Origin of the sequence: Campylobacter sp. CNRCH_2014_2849 (assembly GCF_025772845.1) — a bacterium.
GTDB classification, from domain to species: domain Bacteria; phylum Campylobacterota; class Campylobacteria; order Campylobacterales; family Campylobacteraceae; genus Campylobacter_D; species Campylobacter_D lari_D.
In genome coordinates, this window is record NZ_JAKMSW010000003.1 from 103,503 (window position 1) to 122,797 (window position 19,295).

Consider the following 19,295-nt stretch of genomic DNA (forward strand, 5'->3'; position numbering starts at 1 on the left):
TTTTAAAAATATTAAAGGAAGACAATGTCAGTTTATAATAATATCTTAGATTGTATAGGTAATACCCCGATTGTTTCTTTAAAAGAATTTGCTCCAAATCTTTATGCTAAATGCGAGTATTTTAATCCAAGTCATTCTATAAAAGATAGAGCGGCTGTGGAGATGATAAAACAAGCTTTAAATGAAGGTAAAATCAATCAAGAAACAACCATTATAGAAGCTACAAGTGGAAATACCGGCATAGCTTTAGCAATGATTTGTGCAAGCTTAAAGCTTAAACTTATCATAGCTATGCCTGAGTCTATGAGTATTGAGCGTAGAAAAATGATGAGTTTTTTTGGTGCAAAGCTAGAGCTTACTCAAGCAAGCAAAGGTATGCAAGGGGCGCTTGATAGAGCTAATGAGCTTTTGAGTGAAATTCCAAATTCGTTTATGATAAGTCAATTTGAAAATATCAACAACAAAAATGCACATAGAAAAAATACTGCTTTAGAAATTTTAAAAGCTTTGCCTGATCTTGGTATTTTTTTAGCAGGTTTTGGTACAGGTGGGACTATTAGCGGGGTAGGAGAAATTTTAAAAGAACACAATCCTAATGTCAAAATCATAGCCTTAGAACCCGCATCTTCGCCACTTTTGAGCCAAAATACCGCTGCAAGCCATAAAATTCAAGGTATAGGTGCAAATTTTATCCCTAAAATTTTAAATCAAAAAATCATAGATGAGATAGTTTGTGTAAGCAATGAAGATGCTATAAATACAGCCTTAGAGCTTGGTAAAAATGGCATAATGGCAGGAATTTCAAGTGGTGCAAATGTATATATGGCTAGAAAAATTGCTTTAGAAAACCCTGATAAAAAAGTCTTGACTATGTTAAATGATACAGCCGAGCGATATTTGTCAACTGATTTATTTGCAAATTTATAATTAGGGGTGTGTATGAGTCAAAATAATGAGCATTTTGATTTAGATCTTGAAAGGGCGATTTTAAGTTCTTGTATATATAGTGAAGATTCTTTTTTTAGTGTTTCTTCGGATATTGAAATTAATGATTTTTCGCTCAAAGCTCATCAAGATATTTATAAAGCTATTTTAGCTTGTGTGAATGCAGGTGAGCCTATAAGTGCAAGTTTTATAAGAAAACATAAAAAAGTAGATGAGCAAATTTTAGCTGAAGTTTTAGCTACTACTTCCATAGCAGATGTGAGCAAATACGCTTATGAATTAAGAGAAAAATCCATTAGACGCCAGCTTTTAAATTTTGCTTATACTATACCTACAAGGGTAAATGAAGATAAAAGCATTTCTCAAATCTCAGATGAAATAGGCAAAGAAATTTTTAATCTTACAAACCGTGTAAATAGTAATAGTATTAAAGATATGACTATGGTGATGTCTGAGCTTATGGATGAGTTTAAAAAGCAAAAAGAAGCTGAAAATAAAGATATTTTGGGACTTGATACAGGTTTTAGTGAACTTAATAAAATGACAAAAGGCTTTAAACCTGGCGATCTTGTAATCATCGCAGCACGCCCTGGCATGGGAAAAACTACAATTTGTTTAAATTTTATAGAAAAAACACTAAGACAAAATAAAGGTGTTGTGATGTTTTCACTAGAAATGCCTGCTACGCAAATCATGCAAAGATTAATCAGTGCAAAAACTTCCATTCCTTTGCAAAAAATTCTAATCGCAGATTTAAACGATGATGAGTGGAGTAGGGTAGGTGATGCTTGTAATGAATATGCACAAAAAAATCTTTATATTTATGATAGTGGTTATGCTAGCATAGCAGACATTCGTTCAATTTTACGCAAAATCAAGGCTCAAGATGAGAGTATTGAGCTTTGCGTAGTTGATTACATCGGCCTTATGATGAGTAACTCAGCTTTTAATGATAGGCATTTACAAGTGAGTGAAATTTCAAGAGGTTTAAAGCTTTTAGCAAGAGAATTAAATATGCCAGTAGTGGCACTTTCGCAATTAAATCGTTCATTAGAAAGTAGGGCAAATAAACGACCTATGCTTAGTGATTTAAGAGAGAGTGGCGCTATAGAACAAGATGCAGATACGATTTTATTTGTATATAGAGATGAGGTTTATAGAGAACAAGAAGAAAAAGAAAGAGAAAATAAAGCCAAAAATGAAGGCAAAACTTATGAGAGAAAATTTATGCCAAATCCTGTGCAAGAAAAAGCTGAGCTTATTATAGGTAAAAATAGAAATGGTCCTGTAGGGCATGTGGATTTGCTTTTCTTAAAAGAAAAATCGTGCTTTATTGAAGCTCCAAAAGAAGATTTTATAGTTACCAATTTTGAAGGTTAATTTAAAGAATAGCGATAATCGTTTTGTATAAAAAGCTCTAAATCTTTAAAATCAATTTTTCCCATCAGCTCTTTTACGAGCTGTTTGTATATTATTTTTTCATCTTTAACTATAAAAGCTGATCTTGCCAATAATCCTGCAAATATACTATCATGTATTAATACTCCATAATTAGCGCCAAAATCTTTAAAGGCAAAATCACTTGCAACTATGATATTATCAATTCCTTCAGTCGCACAAAAACGATCCATAGCAAAAGGTAAGTCCATGCTAATAACAATCACTTCAATGTTTTTTATAGATGCCAATCTTTTGTTAGTTTCTTTAGCTTGTTTGGAACATACTTGAGTGTCTAAGCTAGGAAAAGTTAGTAAAATTTGAGTTTTTCCAGGTGGTGCTATTTCTACTGAGGCAAGATTTTTAGTTTTTAAAGTCACTTTTGGAGCATTATCGCCAATTTGTAGTTGATTTCCTGTGAGTTTTATGTTTTGTTTTTTATATATAATGCTTGACACAATTTTCCTTTTTATAATAAAATCATCTTAGCTAAGAGTAAAAAGCTGAAAAAACCCAAACCATCAGTAATTGCAGTAATTACAACACTTGAACCTACCGCAGGATCAATTTTAAATTTTTTCAAAGTTAATGGCACAAAAGAGCCTACAAAACCGGCTAAGGCTAGATTGATTAGCATTGACAAAGCTATAACAAGTCCTAAAAGGGCTGTTTTAAACCATATAAAAGCTATAATACTCATAACGCTAGCAAATATAAGCCCATTTAATAAAGAAATTCCACTCTCTCTTAATATAACTTTTTTAGCATCTTTGAATTCTACTTCATTGAGTGAGAGTTTTCTAACTGTTACCGCTAAGGCTTGTGAGCCTGTGTTACCTCCCATGGAAGCTACAATAGGCATAAGTACTGCTAGAGCTACAAGTTGTTCTATTTCACCTGAAAAAAGACTGATGATATTAGCTGAAATTAATGAAGTTGTAAGATTAATCATGAGCCAAAAAGCTCTTGCTTTAGCTGCTTTAAAAGCACTTTCTTCTTCAACATCTGCATCAACTCCGGCTAAATTATAAATTTGCTCTGTTGCATTTTCTTGGATTAAATCATGAATATCATCATAAGTAATTCTACCCAAAAGCACTCCATCGTCATTTATAACAGCCAAAACACTTAAATCATAATCTTCTACTATATCAATAGCCTTTTGTATATCTTCATGATCTTTAATGCTATAACATTTATATTTTTCATTGTTGTTTTTAATAATATCTGCAAAACTTAGTTTAAAATCCCAAAGCAAGAGATCGCTTAGGTTGATAGCATTGCAAAGTTTTCCTTGTTTATCTATGATATAAACTTGAAAAATTTGATCTACTTGTCCTGAATGCTTTAAAATTCTATATCTTTTAATGGCCTTTTCTATACTTTCATTAATAGAGGCTGTGAAAATTTCTGTTTGCATATAAGCACCAGCAGTATTTTCATCATAATTTTTAAGGCGTAAAATTTCTTCTTTATCTTCTGAACTTAAGCGGTTTAAAATAGCTAAAGTTTTTTGTGGATTTAGCTCTTCAAAACGCTTAATTAAGTCTGTTGCATCATCACTTTCAAGCTCTTCTACTGCTTTTGCAATCTTTATAATGCTTAAGTTTTCTAAAATATCTTCTAAGATATGTTCAGGCGTTATAGTAGCTACATTTGCAAGTGTGTAAGTATCAAAAGATTTAAGAGTTTTTAAATAAAGCTCTTCATCATGTCTTTTGATAGTTTTTAAGGCTTCATTGATTTCATAGGTACTTTGATTTTTGAAAGTATTTTTTAAAAGTTCTTGTGCTTCTAAAAAATCATTCATCATCTCAAAGCTCCATAGAATTTTCTATATTTTGTTCTTTTGGTGGATTTTTATAATTTTCATCAATGCTTTCCAAGCGGTTTTCATACTCTTTTGCCATTTTTAAAAATTCTTCTTTGTTTTTTCCACTTAAGCTTGATTTTGGAATTTTAACTATAGTTTCAGGATTAATTGCTTTATTATTTAGATAAAGTCCAAAATGCAAATGTGGCCCAGTACTCATACCAGTAGAGCCTACATAAGCAATCACTTGTCCTTGCTTAACTTTTTGTCCGCGTTTGATTTTTGCAAAGCGACTAAGATGAGCATATAAAGTCATATAGCCTGACATGTGTTTTACTTGTACAACCTTACCATAACCACCTTTTGTCCCAACAAAGCTAATCGTTCCATCTCCTGCACTTTTAACTGGAGTACCCGTTGGAGCTGCATAGTCAATACCTAGGTGTGCTCTATAGCGTTTCAATATAGGATGGTATCTTGCTCTAGTAAAACGATCTGAAATCCTTGTATATTTGACAGGTTTAGTTAAAAAGAAATTTTCAAGCTCTTTTCCTTGAGCATTATAATAAGAATCTTTATATAAAAATACAGAATATTCTTTACCTCTAATATTAGCTAAAGCTGCTTGGATATTAATATCGCCAAAAAGTCTTCCTAGTCTTCTTTTTTGCTCATAAATTAATACTACACTATCGCCTTTTCTAACATTTTTAAAATTAACACTATTTTTAAAAGCTCTTACCATAGCTCTTGCTAAGGTTACGCTACCACTTTCATCATAAACATCTTGATAAGCTGAATTGTTAATAGCTACGCGAATAGTTCTTTTTTCTTTGGTATAAGAAATTGGAGTAAAACTTAATACGAATTTATTTTCAGTGTTTTTGTAAATATGAATTTGTAAATCATCACTGATTGGGATTAAAACCTGTTCTAATTCTCCTTGATCATCTTTTAACATTTGGTATTTAATGCCACTTGCAATTTCTGCACTTAGTTCTTTATCTTCAGCATCAAGATTATAGTATAAATTTAAAGGTATGGAGTGATCTTGTAAAAAATCAAGTAAAGTTTTGCCATTCTCCCAAGAAAGTTCTTCAACACTTGAAATAGCAAAAAGTTTTATCGATATAAGTAAAGATATGAAAATTTTTTTCATGGTATTTTAAAGCCTTCTAAAATTTAAACATAAATTTGTATTTTACTTAATTTTTCTTACAATTTTGTAAGGAAAATACAATATAATTTAATTTTTACACTTTTTTAAGGAGTATCAGTTGTCAAGAATTATTTTAATGCTTTGTTGTTTTTTAGCATTTTTGCAAGCTAAAAATTTTGATTTAATACAAACAAAACTTGAAAAAGTAGATGATATTTATGGTTATATAAAAGATGATCCTAGAATTTTATTGCACTCAAGTGGTATAGTTGTGCATGAAATTGATACACAAAAATCAATTATTGCAAGAGCTAGTGTGATAGGGCGTGAAAATGGCTTAGTTAAATTACAATTTAAAGTTTTTGATATGCTAGCTCAAGATGCTATGCCTTTACCAAATGTATTGCCACAAGTAGGCGATAAAATAGTTTTAAATTATTTATATGATAGAGCCTTGATTATAGCTCCTGATAAAAATGTGTATGATTTTATAGCTCAAAAATTAAATGGACTTTATTTTTTACACCCTGATTTATTTGGTGCTCATATGATACAAGAATACCGCCAAACTCCAAGAAGATCAGATTTTAGATCTTTTTGTTCAAAAAATGCTGTTGGGCTTTTAGTGGTAGCTTTAGAAAATAAAGCTGAGATAGTTGATTGTCAAGATTTTGGCAAGATAGAAGAATTTAACATACCTCAAGCTCAAAGTTTGCAAATTCCATTTTATTCAAGAATTACAGGTTATAAAAGCGATATTTTTAGCTTAAATGATGAAGCAATTGGAAATTATTATGTATATTATGAAAAATTAATTAGCTTAACTAGAGAAAAATAATGCAAGAAATCCATCAAAAATTTTTTCAAGATCTTTTAGGGGTTGAAAATGCTCATTTTGATCCTATCCATAAAAGAGCGTATAGTTATGATGCTACTAAAAAGCATTATTTACCTGATGGAGTGCTTTTTCCAAGAGATGAAAATGATATTAGTCAAATTTTAAAATATTGTAATGAAAATAAAATCATCGTTATTCCTAGGGGCTCAGGTAGTGGATTTACCGGTGGAAGCTTAGCTATTAATGGTGGAGTAGTGTTAAGCTTTGAAAAACATATGAATAAAATTTTAGAAATTGATCTTGAAAATTTAGTTGCAGTAGTGCAGCCTGGTGTGATAAATATGGCTTTACAAGAAAAAGCAAAAGAATATGGTTTATTTTATCCACCTGATCCTGCTAGTATGGAGTATTCTTCTTTAGGGGGGAATGTAAGTGAAAATGCAGGGGGTATGAGAGCTGCTAAGTATGGTATAACTAAAGATTATGTAATGGCTTTAAGAGCTGTTTTACCTAATGGAGAAATCATTAGAGCAGGTAAAAAAACTATAAAAGATGTAGCGGGTTATAATCTAGCTGGAATTTTAATAGCAAGTGAGGGATCTTTGGCTGTGCTTAGTGAGATTACTTTAAAACTAGTAGCTTTGCCAAAGTTTAAAAAGACAGCTATGGGGATTTTTAACAGCATTGATGAAGCAATGAATGCAGTTTATAAAACTTTAGCTAAAGGTGTGACTCCTGTATCTATGGAATTTTTAGATCAATTAAGCATACAAGCATTAGAACAAAAATTCCAAAAAGGCTTACCTATGGATGCGGGTGCGATTTTAATCGCTGATGTAGATGGCAATGTAGAAGAGGCTATTGAAGCAGATTTAAAAATTTTGCAAGAGAGTTTTTATGAATCTGGCGTAAGAGAGTTTAAAATGGCAAAAGATGAGCAAGAAGCAGCCAATATTTGGTTTGCTAGAAGAAACTGCTCTCAAAGTATAGCAATGTATGGAAATTTAAAGCTTAATGAAGATATTACAGTGCCGCGTTCAAAACTACCTGATCTTTTAAAAGGTATAGCTGAAATTTCTAAAAAATATGGTTTTAAAATCCCTTGTTTTGGTCATACTGGCGATGGTAATGTGCATACTAATGTAATGGTAAGTGATAAAAATAATCCTGAGTTGGTTAAAAAAGGTTACGAAGCTGTAGAAGAGGTGTTTAAGCTTACAGTTTCTTTAGGTGGAACCTTAAGTGGGGAGCATGGTATAGGCATTTCAAAAGCTCCTTTTATGAAGCTTGCTTTTAGTGAAGCTGAAATGGACTTGATGAGAAATATCAAAAAAGCATTTGATCCAAATAATATACTTAATCCTTTTAAAATGGGACTTTGATGAATTTTAAAAACTTCATAAAAATTCTTTTAAGCATAAGAGATAAAGAAATTTTAAATTATGCTGCAGCTTTGAGTTTTTATACTATTTTATCTTTAATACCGCTTTTATTTTTATGTTTTTGGGTTTTTACTCAAATTCCAAGTTTTGAAATGTATCAAGAAAGAATTAAAAATTTAATTTTTACTTTTTTAATCCCAACTCAACAAGAATTAATAACACAATATATTAACACTTTTTTAAAAAATAGTGTCAATCTTGGTTTAATTGGTCTTTTAGCTATGGCTTTGACTTCTTTAGCATTTTTTTCAGGTTATGATTATGTTATTAATAAGCTTTTAGAAGAAGACTCTAAAAGTCTTTGGCATAGTATAAGTTCTTATTGGACTTTGGCAACATTAACTCCACTTGGACTTGGAGTGAGTTTTTACATTTCAGGTTTTATACAAAAAACCTTAGATGATTTTAATATTGCTTTGAATTTTTTTGAGATTTTACCTTATGTGATTATATGGGCTTTGTTTTTTATATCTTATTCAAGTTCAGTGAGTAAAAAAGGTGATTTAAAAACTTTGCTTATTAGTTCTTTTGGCGCTTCTGTGATTTGGTATATTTCTAAGATGATTTTTGTATATTATGCTGTATATAATAAAACTTATTTAAATGTATATGGTTCTTTTTCTGTGATATTGTTTTTCTTTTTGTGGATTTATATTTCTTGGATTATTTATCTTTTGGGTTTAAGGGTTTATTTGATTTTAAATCAAGAAAATAAAGGGAATAAAACCAAGAGAAATTACAAAAAGAGCTAAATAACGATGAAAAATAGCCATGAAGGATAAAAATATATAAATAAGATAAATTTCTAATGGTATGTGTAACAATATACTATTTAATTTAAAATCAAATAATGCTAATAATATTTCATCTAATACATCTCCATAAGATAATAAATGCAGTAATAAACTTATAGGGTAAAATAAAGCAAATAATATGCTTAAAGGTATACCTAAAAATTGTTGAAAACTAATAAGTGGAAAAAAATATAATACAGGAATTATCATTGCTAAAAAAGTCCAAAAATTTATAAAAATAATATGAATATAATTTTTTGAAAAATTATCTTTAAAATGATGTAAATATAAATAAATATAAAATACTCCTAAACTTGAAAACAAAAAGCCAACGCTAAATAATAAATTTGGAAATAAGCTTATACATAAAATTACACTTAAGAATAAAAATTTAAAACTCAAAATTTTAATATTTTTGCTAAATAGATAAAAAGCAAAAATACTCATACATAAAGCTCTTATATAAGAAGGGCTAAAGTCTATTAAAAATATATACAAAATTAAAAGCAAGAAAGCAAAAATACTAATATCAAGTTTTAAACTTCTATAAGGAAAATATCGTTTGTGAAAAAAGGCATATAAAGGAGCAAAAATCAAAAAGCAAAAGCTAAATAACAAGCCCAAATGATATCCACTAATAGCAATTAAATGCGCGATATTGTAAAAATTTACATCATTTCTAAGTTCACTTGATACATTTTTTGCAAAGAATAAAGCCCCGTAAAATTCTTTGATTTTTTCATTTTGATGTTGATTTAAAAAATACTCCACTAAGATATTTTCTTTTTGAGCATTAGTTTTATGAAAATCATAACTTGGTACAAAAAAATTTTTACTAAGATAATCTTTAAAGTTAATATTTTTAGTAATAATCCTAAGATTTATAATATCATTTTTACTTAAATTTAGATCTTTAAAACTAGTAGTGTAAAAAACAAAATCAGAATTTTTAATTTTAAAAACTTGGTATTTTTTACCTTTTTTATTAGTTTTTTGATAGCTAGATATAATGATATTATTTTTAAGCAATAAATGTTTTGTGAGTTTAAAATTTTGGTATTTTTTATACTCATAAATGAGATTTAGGCTAAAAATTGCTAAAAAACATAATAATAAAATTAAAAATTCTCTATAAGAATCTTTTATAGAGAATTTTAAATTCATTTTTTCTTAGAAAAGCGTGATAAGTATAACCATATAATAAAAATTAAAGTGATTATAAAGGCAGGTGCTATATAAGGATGATTTGAAAAAATTTCAAAAGCCTCCTTTAAGGTGTTTCCAAAAATAAATCCAACATAACCAAGTATTATAGCCCAAATTAAACTAGCTAGGGTATTGATGATAAAAAATCTTACAAAGCTAAATTTGCAAAGACCTGCTGCTATAGGAATGATAGTTTTTACCCCGTAAATAAATTTTTGCACTACTAAAAGCAAATCTCCATATTTTTTGATTTTTATTATAGCAAGAGCGATTTTTCTTCTATGATTTTTAAAATAAGGCATTATGTCTTTTTTATAATATTTTCCTAGAATAAATAATAGGGTTGAACCTATGGTATTAGCCAAAAAGGCTAAAAATATACATAAATGCAAATCAAGTTTAGTTGAACTTGCGCAAAGTACCCCGGCAGCAAGTATGGCCACCATTCCTCCACCAAAAGAATAAAAAAATAAAATCAAATAACCATAAGTGCTAAGATTATCAATCATTTCTTGCATGAAAAACTCTATCTTGCAAAATCAACAGCTCTAAGCTCTCTGATGACATTAACTTTTATTTCACCAGGGTATTGAACTTTTTCTTGAATTTCTTCAGCTATTTCTTTAGCTAAAAGCACAGATTCATCATCATTGACTAATTTTGCATTAACAATAACTCTAATTTCTCTACCAGCATTAATAGCATAAGCTTTTTTAACCCCTTCTTTACTTTTTGCTATATCTTCAAGTTCGCTAACTCGTTTCAAGAAGGCCTCAAGCACCTCACGCCTTGCTCCAGGGCGTGCAGCGCTTAGTGTATCTGCTGTGCAAACTGCAGCTGATTCTATACTTGTAGCCTCTTCATGTCCATGGTGAGCATAAATTGCATTAATCACTATAGGATGTTCTTTGTATCTTTTGCAAAGTTCAGCTCCTAAATCTACATGAGAACCTTCAAATTCATGCGTTAAAGCCTTGCCTATATCGTGTAAAATTCCAGCTCTTCTTGCCAGTTTTTCATCGCCACCACACTCAGCTGCTATGATTCCAGCTAAATGCGCTACTTCTAAAGAGTGTGCTAGAGCATTTTGTCCATAACTTGCTCTATATCTTAATTTTCCTATTAATTTAACAATTTCAGGATGGATATTATTAAGTCCTAAATCCATTACTATAGTTTGACCTTCTTCTAAGATATTATCTTCAAATTCTTTGCAAACTTTTTCATGGATTTCTTCTATTTTTGCAGGTTGTATTCTACCGTCTTCAACTAAAAGTTCAATCACCTTTGTAGCAATGGCGCGTCTATAAAGATTAAAACAACTTACTATAATTGCTCCAGGCGTATCATCTATGATAATATCAACACCTAAAACCATTTCTAAGGTTTTAACATTTCTCCCTTCTTTACCTATAATGCGTCCTTTTAACTCATCATTTTTGATATTTACTACATTGATCAACCTTTCAGCAGCGAATTCTCCTGCAAATCTTGAAGTAGCTTGTGCTAAGATAAAATTAGCCTTTCTTTTGGCTTCATTTCTAGCCTCTTCTTCGTATTTTCTAACAATATGAGCAATTTCAGCTCTTGAGGTTTCTTCTACTTTTTGTAAGACTATGCTTTTTGCCTCTTCTTGTGTGAGACCAGCTGAATGTTCAAGAATTTTTAAAACATCATTTAACTTTATTTCGTAGCTTTGTTTTAAATTTTCATTTTCTTCATGTAAAGCTTTTATAGTTTGCTGCTCTTTTGCTAATTTGTTTTTGTTTTCTTCATGAAGTTTTTCTTGATAATGAAGATTTTGTTCTTTTTTGTTGAGTTCTTCTAGCTTAATAGAATGCTCTTTTTGTAGTTTTTGAATTTTTTCATCAAATTTTTTCTTTGCTGCAAATTCAGCCTCAGCAACTGAATTTTTAGCATCTTTAAGTGTTAGCTCAGCTTCATATTCAATGGCTTTTGCTTTTGCTTTTGCTTGCTCTAAAAAGATATTGAAATTTGCATCATTAATCTTTTTGGCGACTATATATCCAATCCCTCCGCCTATGAAAACGGCTATTAATGCGACTAATATTTCTATCATTGTTTTTAACTTTCCTAAAATATTTTTTATAAGGGTTTATATAAAAATTTCCTTTTATATCATGGTCTTGACTAAAAATTTGATGAGATTTTGCATCCATCATTTGTGTGAAAATAACTAAAGGTTTTTTATAAGAAATATTTTCAAAAAACCTATCGTAAAATCCTTGGCCATGACCAACTCTTCCTAATTTTGCATCTACTCCTATAACAGGGATGATTGCAACATCTATACGAGTTTGCAAAAAAGAATCTTTTGGTTCATATACCCCAAAACTCTTTTTATCAAGAGCTAACCTTAATTTTACTACCTTTAAACTTTTATCTTGCATAAATGGAACAAAAATTCGGTATTTTTTTGTTAAAAAATGTCTGAATTTATAAAGATTAATTTCATATTTTAAAGGAATATATATAAGGATATTTTTGTAATTTTTACAAGATTTTAAAATTTTATTTACTTCTTGAAAAACTAAAAAATCTCTTTTGTATTGAAATTTTAGTTTCGATTTCATTTTAAATTTCTGTTTTATTCTAAAGTCATTTTTTATCAAAGCTTTCCTTGGTTTTTTAACTTTTTATGTTATACTTTTAAGCTTAAAAAATCATAAGGATATGACTTGAAATTTAAAATTTTTTTAGCAATTTTTGCTATGATTTTTTTTACTTCATGCTCAAGTGATAAAGAAAATTCTAGTAATGAAAATACTGATAATGCAAGTTTAAGTCAAAGTGAGAATACTGATTTTACTTTGAAATTTTTAGATGGTAGAAAAATGTATGTGAAATACCATGAACAAGAATTTAATTTTGATGATACAGCAAAAGCTAAGTTGTTTGTATTTTTTACAAGTTGGTGTGAGCCATGCAAAGCTGAAATTCCACATTTAAATAATTTAAATAAAAAATATCAAGATAGATTTGAAGTCATAGCGCTTTTTTTAGAAGAAGATAAAAAACAAGAATTATTGGAGTTTATACAAAAAGAAAAGATGAATTTTTCTTCGGTTTTAGGAGAGAATAGTTTTATTTTTTCTAAAGTTTTAAATATCAGCTCTATTCCAACAATGGTTTTATTTAATGCAAAGGGCGAAAAAGTTAAAGAGTATTTAGGTTTAATTCCTGAAGAAATGTTAGATATAGATATACAAAAAGCGATAATGTAATGTTTGGATTTTTAAAAAATGGTTTGAAAAAAACCTTAGAAAGTATTCATTTAGTTAAGGCTTCAAATAAAATCATTACTAAAGATTTGCTTGAAGAAATGCTTTTAGAAGCTGATGTGGCGTATGAGATAGTTGAAGAGATTATTTACTATCTTCCTCCAAGTGATGAGGTTAAAAAGGCTGATTTAGAGCGTGTCATGGGGACTTATTTTATTTATGATAAGCCAGAACTTGCTAATGCTAAGCCTTTTGTGGATTTGATTTTAGGTGTAAATGGGGTAGGTAAGACCACAAGCATTGCTAAAATGGCACATTTGCATAAAGAAAATGGTGAAAAAGTTATACTTGGGGCTTGTGATACTTTTAGAGCAGGAGCCATAGAGCAGTTAAAATTATGGGCACAAAAATTAAATATAGATATCATAGCTACTTCACAAGGACATGATCCTTCGGCAGTTGCTTATGATGCTATTTCTAAAGCTTTGGCAAAAAACTATGATAGGGTTATTTTAGATACAGCAGGACGCTTGCAAAATCAAAAAAATCTTGCTAATGAGCTTGAAAAAATTGTCCGCATAAGTGATAAAGCTATGCAAGGAGCTCCTCATAGAAAAATCCTTGTACTTGATGGCACTCAAGGTGTGGCAGGAATTTTGCAGGCAAAAGCTTTTAATGATTTAGTAAAACTTGATGGAGTGATTATTACAAAACTTGATGGAACTGCCAAAGGTGGAGCTTTATTTAGCATAGCAAGAGAGCTTGAACTTCCTATTTTATATGTAGGAGTAGGGGAAAAAATGCAAGATTTATGTGAATTTAGTATTAAAGACTACTTAGAAGCTATATTGGAACCGATGTATAAATGAGCTTTTTTTTAAAAAATTTATCCGCACTAAATAATCCTTACTTGATGGAAAAATTAAAGCAAAAACACAGTAGCACTTGGGTGATGGATAATAGGGGGGGGGTAGATCAGCTAAATTGGATAAATCAAAATGGAGAATATTTATATAAAAACCCAAAAAAATATTTAGAAGAAACCATTGCTTTATATCAAAATAAATATCTACTATATCCTGTTTTATATTTTTATGGTTTTGGTAGTGGTGTTTTGTATAAATGCCTACTGAATAATCCAAATTTAAAACATATAGTTGTTTTTGAAGATGATTTAGAATTGTTATATAGTGTGTTTAGTGTTTTAGATTTTTCGAACGAATTAAAAGAGCGAAAAATAATCATTTTAAATAGTGAAATTTCAAATCAAGATTTAGAGTATTTACTTTATATGAAACCTTTTTACAATTTTTTAAGAATATATGATATGCACATACATAATGAGTACTATGAAAAATTTGAAAATAACATTCTCGAATTAAACAAAAAAATTTCAGAAATTTTAAAAATTATTATTTTGCATCAAGGTAATGATATTAAAGATTCTTTGCAAGGTTTGGTGCAATATATTTATAATTTACCAAATATGATAAAAAATCCTCCCTTGAAAAATTTATGGCTTATGCAAAATAAAAAAGTTAAATCAGCTATCGTTGTTGCCGCAGGTCCATCTTTAAGCAAGCAACTTCCTTTACTAAAACAATATCAAGATAAATTTAGCATATTTTGCGTTGATAGCGCTTATTCTATTTTAGCAAAAAACGATATTAAACCTGATTTTGTATTAGCAAGTGAAAGAACCAAGTTAGCTTCAAATCTAATACAACAAAACTATAAAAATATAGATGATAATATAGTATTTATTTTATTGACTTTAGTCCATCCTTTGGCAATTAAATATTTAGAAAACACTGATAGAAAATTTTTGTTAATCCCATATCCTACTATATTTTTTGATAAAATTGATTTATTTGATTTTGGAAAATCTCCATCAGGAGGAACTGTTGCTTATAATGCCTTACAATTAGCGTGTGATTTTAATCATGAAAATATTATTTTTATAGGTCAAGATTTGGCATATGGTGAAGATGGTAGTTCGCATGCTAAAGATTATTTTTATGGTGAAAAATTTGTTAAAGAAAATACTGAGCTTTGTGTTGTATCTTATGGTGGAAAAAAACAAATTAAAACTAGAATTATGTGGAATACATTCAGATTTACTATACAAAATTATATAGCTAATAAAAAAGGTTTTAAATTTTATAATGCCACAGAAGGTGGAGCTAGGATAGAAGGCACTATAGAAAAACCATTTAAAGAGTGTTGTGAAGAATTTTTAGATGAAAATTTAACAAAGCCTTTTGAAAAACCATCGCCAATAGATAAGAATGCTCAAGATGATTTGTTATTGCAAAGTTATAAAGTAATTAATGATAATTTAGAGTTTTGCGATAGATTTGTTAAAGAATTTGAACTTTATTTTGAAAATTTGATTCAAATAGAAAATAAAATTCAATCTTTGGAGGTATTTGAAGATAAGAAGAGTTTGATTATCCAAAGTATAAAAAATTTAGATTTTTATAAAACTAAGCTTGATGAGTATTGTAAAACTTTTTTATATGAATTTATTAGACCTTTTTTGCAGCAATTTGAATTTAATTTAGCAAGAATTTATGTGATTAATCCAAGGACTAATGAAGAATGGTTTGATAAGAATATAGCTTGGGTGAAAGATCATATATTTTTATTTAAAATTTTAATAGCAAATATAAAAATGGCAAAAGATGAGATAAATAAACATTTAGATCCGTTAAAAGATGAGATTCGAAAAAGACAACTAGATAATATTTAAAAATAAAATATATAATCTTTTTAAAAATCTAGGTAATATTTATGGCTAAAAAACACATTTTATTTGAATGTCAAGCTTGTGGAAATCAACAAAGTAAATGGCTAGGCAAATGTCCTGAATGTGGTTCTTGGGATAGTTTTGTTGAGCTAAAGCAAGAACAAATTAAGGTTTTAAAAGAGTTAAATTTACTCTCAAACACCCCAAGTTCTGCAGTATGTATAAATGATGTTATAGCAGAAAATTTCACACGCATTAGCACTGATGATAATGAGCTTGATTTAGTTTTAGGTGGTGGGCTTGTTGTGGGTTCTTTGGTGTTAATTGGGGGTTCACCTGGGGTTGGAAAATCCACACTTTTATTAAAAATTGCTTCGAATTTGGCTAAAAGTGGTAAAAAAGTGCTTTATGTAAGTGGCGAGGAGAGTAAATCTCAAATCAAACTGCGTGCGGATCGTTTAAATGCAAATTGTGAGAATTTATTTTTACTTACTGAACTTTGCTTAGAAGATATTTTAAGCGAGCTTTCTAAAAAAGATTATGAAATTTTAATTATTGATTCTATTCAAACTTTATATTCCAATAAAATTACTTCAGCAGCAGGTAGTATCACTCAAGTTAGAGAAATTACTTTTGAATTAATGCGCTATTCTAAGGCCAATAATATTAGCACTTTTATCATAGGACATATCACTAAAGATGGGGCTATAGCTGGACCTAGAATTTTAGAGCATATGGTAGATGTAGTGCTTTATTTTGAAGGCGATGCCAATAAAGAAATAAGAATTTTAAGAGGCTTTAAAAATCGTTTTGGAAATATTTCCGAAGTTGGTATTTTTGAAATGACTTCCAAGGGCTTGATTAGTGCTAAAGATATAGCTAATAGATTTTTTACGCGTGGTAAGGCAGTAAGTGGTAGCGCTTTGAGTGTAGTGATGGAAGGAAGCAGAGCTTTAGTGCTAGAAATTCAAGCCTTAGTTTGTGAGAGTGCTTATCCAAAGCGTAGTGCAACAGGCTATGAAAAAAATCGTTTAGATATGCTTATAGCTTTACTAGAGAGAAAGCTTGAAATTCCCTTGGGGCATTATGATGTTTTTATTAATGTAAGTGGTGGGGTAAAAATTAGTGAAACTGCAGCAGATTTAGCGGTGGTTGCAGCAATTATTTCAAGTTTTAAAAACCGCCCTTTAAGTAAAGATAGTGTTTTTGTGGGTGAGCTTAGTTTAAATGGTGAAATCAAAGAAGTATTTTCACTTGATGTGCGTTTAAAAGAAGCTAAAATGCAAAAATTTAAAAATGCCATAGTACCTGTAAAACCTATGGAGGAACTTGGCTTAAAATGTTTTGTAGCTAAAGAATTGCGTGAGGTTTTAGAATGGATGTAAAATTTGATGTAATTATTATAGGTTCAGGTCTTGGAGGCTTAAGTGCAGGCGCTTTTTTAGCTAAAAATGGAAAAATGGTTTTAGTTTTAGAACAGCATTCTTTAATTGGTGGCTGTGCTACTTGTTTTAAAAGAAAAGGCGCTTTGATTGATGCGGGACTTCATGAGATGGACCTAGGTGAAGCAAAAACTGATATGAAGCATTTGGTTTTTGAAAAACTTGGTATAAAGGATAAAATTGAAATTTTACCTTTACCAAGTGCATGGAGTATTAAAAGTAAAAATTATAATCTAACTTTACCTCATGGTATAGAAAAAGTAAAAGAAGTTTTGAAAAAAGAATTTCCGCAAGAGTGCAAAGGTATAGATAAATATTTTAAAGCTATAAAAACGCAAGCTTATGCTATTCGAAGATTTCCTTGGGATTTAAAATTAAGTGAGTTATTGTTGTTCCCTTTTGACACTGCTTGGATATTTATTAAAAATAGATTGTTTAATAAAAAAGTTTATGATGTTTTAAATGCTTATATTAAAAATGATAAGCTAAAAAAGATTTTAAATGCAAATATGAGTTATTATCATCATGATAGTAAAGAATTTATTTTCAGTTTTCATGGCATTGCTCAAAAGCATTATTATGATGGTGGGGTGTATATTAAAGGTGGCTCGCAAGCTTTAAGTGATGCTTTGGCTGAGGTTATCAAAGAAAATCAAGGGCAGGTTTTAGCTAAGGCTGAAGTTGTTAAAATACTCACAAAAGAACAAAAAGCTTATGGAGTAGAATACATTCAAAATAATCAAAAACATACCATCCATGCGCAAAATATCATCGCAAATTGCGATCCTTTAATCGTATATAAAGACTTGCTTAAAGAGTTAAATTTAACCCAAGAAATCAAAGCAATAGAATCTAAAAAGCGTGCTTGTTCTTTAGTGAGCGCTTATTTTATTTATGATAAAGATATTTCTAAAATTTATGAAAATATGGATTATTGTAATTTTATATTTGAAGATGATTTTTTAAATAGTTCATATGAAAACACTAATATTTTAAAACTAGATATTAAACAAAGACCTATGGCTTTTGTGAATTATTCTAAGGTTGATAGTGGCTTAGCTGGCGATAAATATATAGGTGTTGTAGCTTTTAGTTCAAATTATCAAGAGTGGGATTTAAATAAGCAAGATTATAAAGTTAAAAAAGAAGAAGTATTAAAAGCCATAGTGCAAAGACTAGATGAGATTTTTCCAAATTTAAGTTCACACTTAATCCATCAAGAATTAGCCACGCCAAAAACTATACAAAGATATACTAAAGCTTATGAGGGTACAATTTATGGATTTTCTCAAGATCAAGAAGGGGTTAAATATAGATTGCATTATAAAAGTAAAAGTATAGAAAATTTATATTTTGCTAATGCTTTTATATTTCCTGGAGGTGGTTTTACAGGTGTAATTTTGGGTGGATATTTTTGTGCTAATAAAATGAATTTTCATTAAAATATAAGCAATTTTTTTTTATAATATTAGCTTTGAAATATTTATTCTGCTAAGGATTTTTAATGAAAGATTTATTTTTATTTAGTTCTTTTATAGATTCTAGCCACACTTTTGCATACTTTTTTCATTTGGGTATAGTGGTTGTGATTTCTTTGATTTTAGCAAAACTTGCTACAAGATCTATGCAAATTGTCCCAAGAGGTAGTCAGAATTTGGCTGAAGCTTATATGGAAGGCATTTTAAGCATGGGTAGGGATACTATGGGTAGTGATGAAGCTGCTAGAAAATATTTACCTTTAGTTGCAACTATAGGTTTTATGGTATTTTTTAGTAATATTATAGGAATCATCCCTGGTTTTGAAGCTCCAACAGCAAGTTTAAATTTTAGTGCTTCTTTGGCTATTATAGTATTTGTGTATTATCATTTTGAAGGTATTAGAACTCAAGGATTTTTTAAGTATTTTGCACATTTCATGGGACCTGTGAAAATTCTAGCACCTTTGATGTTTCCTATAGAAGTGGTTTCTCATTTTTCAAGAGTTATTTCTTTATCTTTCCGTTTATTTGGTAATATCAAGGGAGATGATTTATTCTTAGCAGTTATTTTAGCTCTTGTGCCTTGGGTTGCGCCATTACCTGCTTATATGCTTTTAACTTTTATGGCATTTTTACAATCTTTTATTTTTATGATTTTAACTTATGTTTATTTAGCAGGTGCAACTGTAGTTGATGAGCATCATTAATTTTTAAAAAGCAAAAAATATTTTTTGCTTTTTTCTTTTTTAA

The 19,295-nt window shown here is 29.4% G+C and carries 18 protein-coding genes; 11 read left to right on the top strand and 7 right to left on the bottom strand.

Annotation, left to right across the window (positions count from 1 at the left end; genetic code table 11):
- Window positions 1-24: 24 nt before the first annotated feature.
- The gene (gene cysK / locus L8X33_RS03050) at window positions 25-927 is read left to right on the top strand and encodes a cysteine synthase A (protein WP_263669918.1); all 903 of its coding nucleotides are present in this window, start codon (window positions 25-27) and stop codon (window positions 925-927) included.
- A 12-nt stretch (window positions 928-939) separates the two neighbouring features.
- Window positions 940-2,325, top strand: a complete 1,386-nt coding sequence (locus L8X33_RS03055; protein WP_257938844.1) for a replicative DNA helicase — start codon at window positions 940-942, stop codon at window positions 2,323-2,325.
- Here L8X33_RS03055 and tpx read toward each other — a convergent pair.
- Genes tpx through L8X33_RS03070 form a run of 3 tightly spaced genes read right to left on the bottom strand, consistent with a single transcriptional unit; the run spans window position 2,322 to window position 5,354 of the window.
- Entirely contained in the window at window positions 2,322-2,840 is a 519-nt protein-coding gene (tpx, locus tag L8X33_RS03060) for a thiol peroxidase (RefSeq protein ID WP_220566323.1), read from the bottom strand. The two genes, L8X33_RS03055 and tpx, sit on opposite strands and share 4 nt — an antisense overlap.
- A gap of 11 nt (window positions 2,841-2,851) precedes the next feature.
- Entirely contained in the window at window positions 2,852-4,195 is a 1,344-nt protein-coding gene (gene mgtE, locus L8X33_RS03065) for a magnesium transporter (protein WP_263669920.1), read from the bottom strand.
- 1 nt (window position 4,196) lies between these two features.
- Window positions 4,197-5,354, bottom strand: a complete 1,158-nt coding sequence (locus L8X33_RS03070) for a M23 family metallopeptidase (RefSeq protein ID WP_263665429.1) — start codon at window positions 5,352-5,354, stop codon at window positions 4,197-4,199.
- A gap of 127 nt (window positions 5,355-5,481) precedes the next feature.
- Here L8X33_RS03070 and L8X33_RS03075 point away from each other — a divergent pair, with 127 nt between their 5' ends.
- The 3 genes from L8X33_RS03075 to L8X33_RS03085 are packed head-to-tail and all read left to right on the top strand — an operon-like array spanning window position 5,482 to window position 8,386.
- Window positions 5,482-6,192, top strand: a complete 711-nt coding sequence (locus L8X33_RS03075) for a plasminogen-binding N-terminal domain-containing protein (RefSeq protein ID WP_412175223.1) — start codon at window positions 5,482-5,484, stop codon at window positions 6,190-6,192.
- Window positions 6,192-7,574: an FAD-linked oxidase C-terminal domain-containing protein gene (locus L8X33_RS03080; protein WP_263669921.1), complete on the top strand. Its 1,383-nt coding sequence runs from the start codon at window positions 6,192-6,194 to the stop codon at window positions 7,572-7,574. The genes L8X33_RS03075 and L8X33_RS03080 overlap by 1 nt, the downstream gene beginning before the upstream one ends.
- Window positions 7,574-8,386, top strand: a complete 813-nt coding sequence (locus tag L8X33_RS03085; protein ID WP_263669922.1) for a YihY/virulence factor BrkB family protein — start codon at window positions 7,574-7,576, stop codon at window positions 8,384-8,386. The genes L8X33_RS03080 and L8X33_RS03085 overlap by 1 nt, the downstream gene beginning before the upstream one ends.
- Here the strand turns inward: L8X33_RS03085 and L8X33_RS03090 are convergent.
- The 4 genes from L8X33_RS03090 to L8X33_RS03105 are packed head-to-tail and all read right to left on the bottom strand — an operon-like array spanning window position 8,333 to window position 12,267.
- Window positions 8,333-9,592 carry a ComEC/Rec2 family competence protein gene (locus L8X33_RS03090; protein WP_263669923.1) on the bottom strand — a complete coding sequence of 420 codons (1,260 nt, stop codon included), beginning with the start codon at window positions 9,590-9,592 and terminating at the stop codon, window positions 8,333-8,335. The two genes, L8X33_RS03085 and L8X33_RS03090, sit on opposite strands and share 54 nt — an antisense overlap.
- Complete coding sequence (locus tag L8X33_RS03095) at window positions 9,589-10,152, bottom strand: DedA family protein (protein ID WP_263669924.1); 564 nt, start codon at window positions 10,150-10,152, stop codon at window positions 9,589-9,591. The genes L8X33_RS03090 and L8X33_RS03095 overlap by 4 nt, the downstream gene beginning before the upstream one ends.
- 8 nt (window positions 10,153-10,160) lie before the next feature.
- Window positions 10,161-11,714: a ribonuclease Y gene (gene rny / locus L8X33_RS03100; RefSeq protein WP_263659764.1), complete on the bottom strand. Its 1,554-nt coding sequence runs from the start codon at window positions 11,712-11,714 to the stop codon at window positions 10,161-10,163.
- Window positions 11,638-12,267, bottom strand: a complete 630-nt coding sequence (locus tag L8X33_RS03105; protein ID WP_263661216.1) for a 5-formyltetrahydrofolate cyclo-ligase — start codon at window positions 12,265-12,267, stop codon at window positions 11,638-11,640. Before L8X33_RS03105 ends, rny begins: the two co-directional genes overlap by 77 nt.
- A 66-nt stretch (window positions 12,268-12,333) precedes the next feature.
- On the opposite strand from L8X33_RS03105, the gene L8X33_RS03110 reads away from it, so the two are divergent.
- From L8X33_RS03110 to L8X33_RS03135, 6 genes are all read left to right on the top strand, one after another.
- Entirely contained in the window at window positions 12,334-12,879 is a 546-nt protein-coding gene (locus L8X33_RS03110) for a TlpA family protein disulfide reductase (RefSeq protein ID WP_133319700.1), read from the top strand.
- Complete coding sequence (ftsY, locus tag L8X33_RS03115) at window positions 12,879-13,745, top strand: signal recognition particle-docking protein FtsY (protein WP_263659762.1); 867 nt, start codon at window positions 12,879-12,881, stop codon at window positions 13,743-13,745. Before L8X33_RS03110 ends, ftsY begins: the two co-directional genes overlap by 1 nt.
- Window positions 13,742-15,628, top strand: a complete 1,887-nt coding sequence (locus tag L8X33_RS03120; RefSeq protein WP_263669925.1) for a motility associated factor glycosyltransferase family protein — start codon at window positions 13,742-13,744, stop codon at window positions 15,626-15,628. Before ftsY ends, L8X33_RS03120 begins: the two co-directional genes overlap by 4 nt.
- Window positions 15,629-15,669: 41 nt before the next feature.
- Entirely contained in the window at window positions 15,670-17,010 is a 1,341-nt protein-coding gene (gene radA / locus L8X33_RS03125; protein ID WP_263669926.1) for a DNA repair protein RadA, read from the top strand.
- The gene (locus L8X33_RS03130) at window positions 17,001-18,509 is read left to right on the top strand and encodes a phytoene desaturase family protein (RefSeq protein WP_263669928.1); all 1,509 of its coding nucleotides are present in this window, start codon (window positions 17,001-17,003) and stop codon (window positions 18,507-18,509) included. Before radA ends, L8X33_RS03130 begins: the two co-directional genes overlap by 10 nt.
- 62 nt (window positions 18,510-18,571) lie before the next feature.
- Window positions 18,572-19,252 carry a F0F1 ATP synthase subunit A gene (locus L8X33_RS03135; protein ID WP_133319696.1) on the top strand — a complete coding sequence of 227 codons (681 nt, stop codon included), beginning with the start codon at window positions 18,572-18,574 and terminating at the stop codon, window positions 19,250-19,252.
- Window positions 19,253-19,295 lie beyond the last annotated feature (43 nt).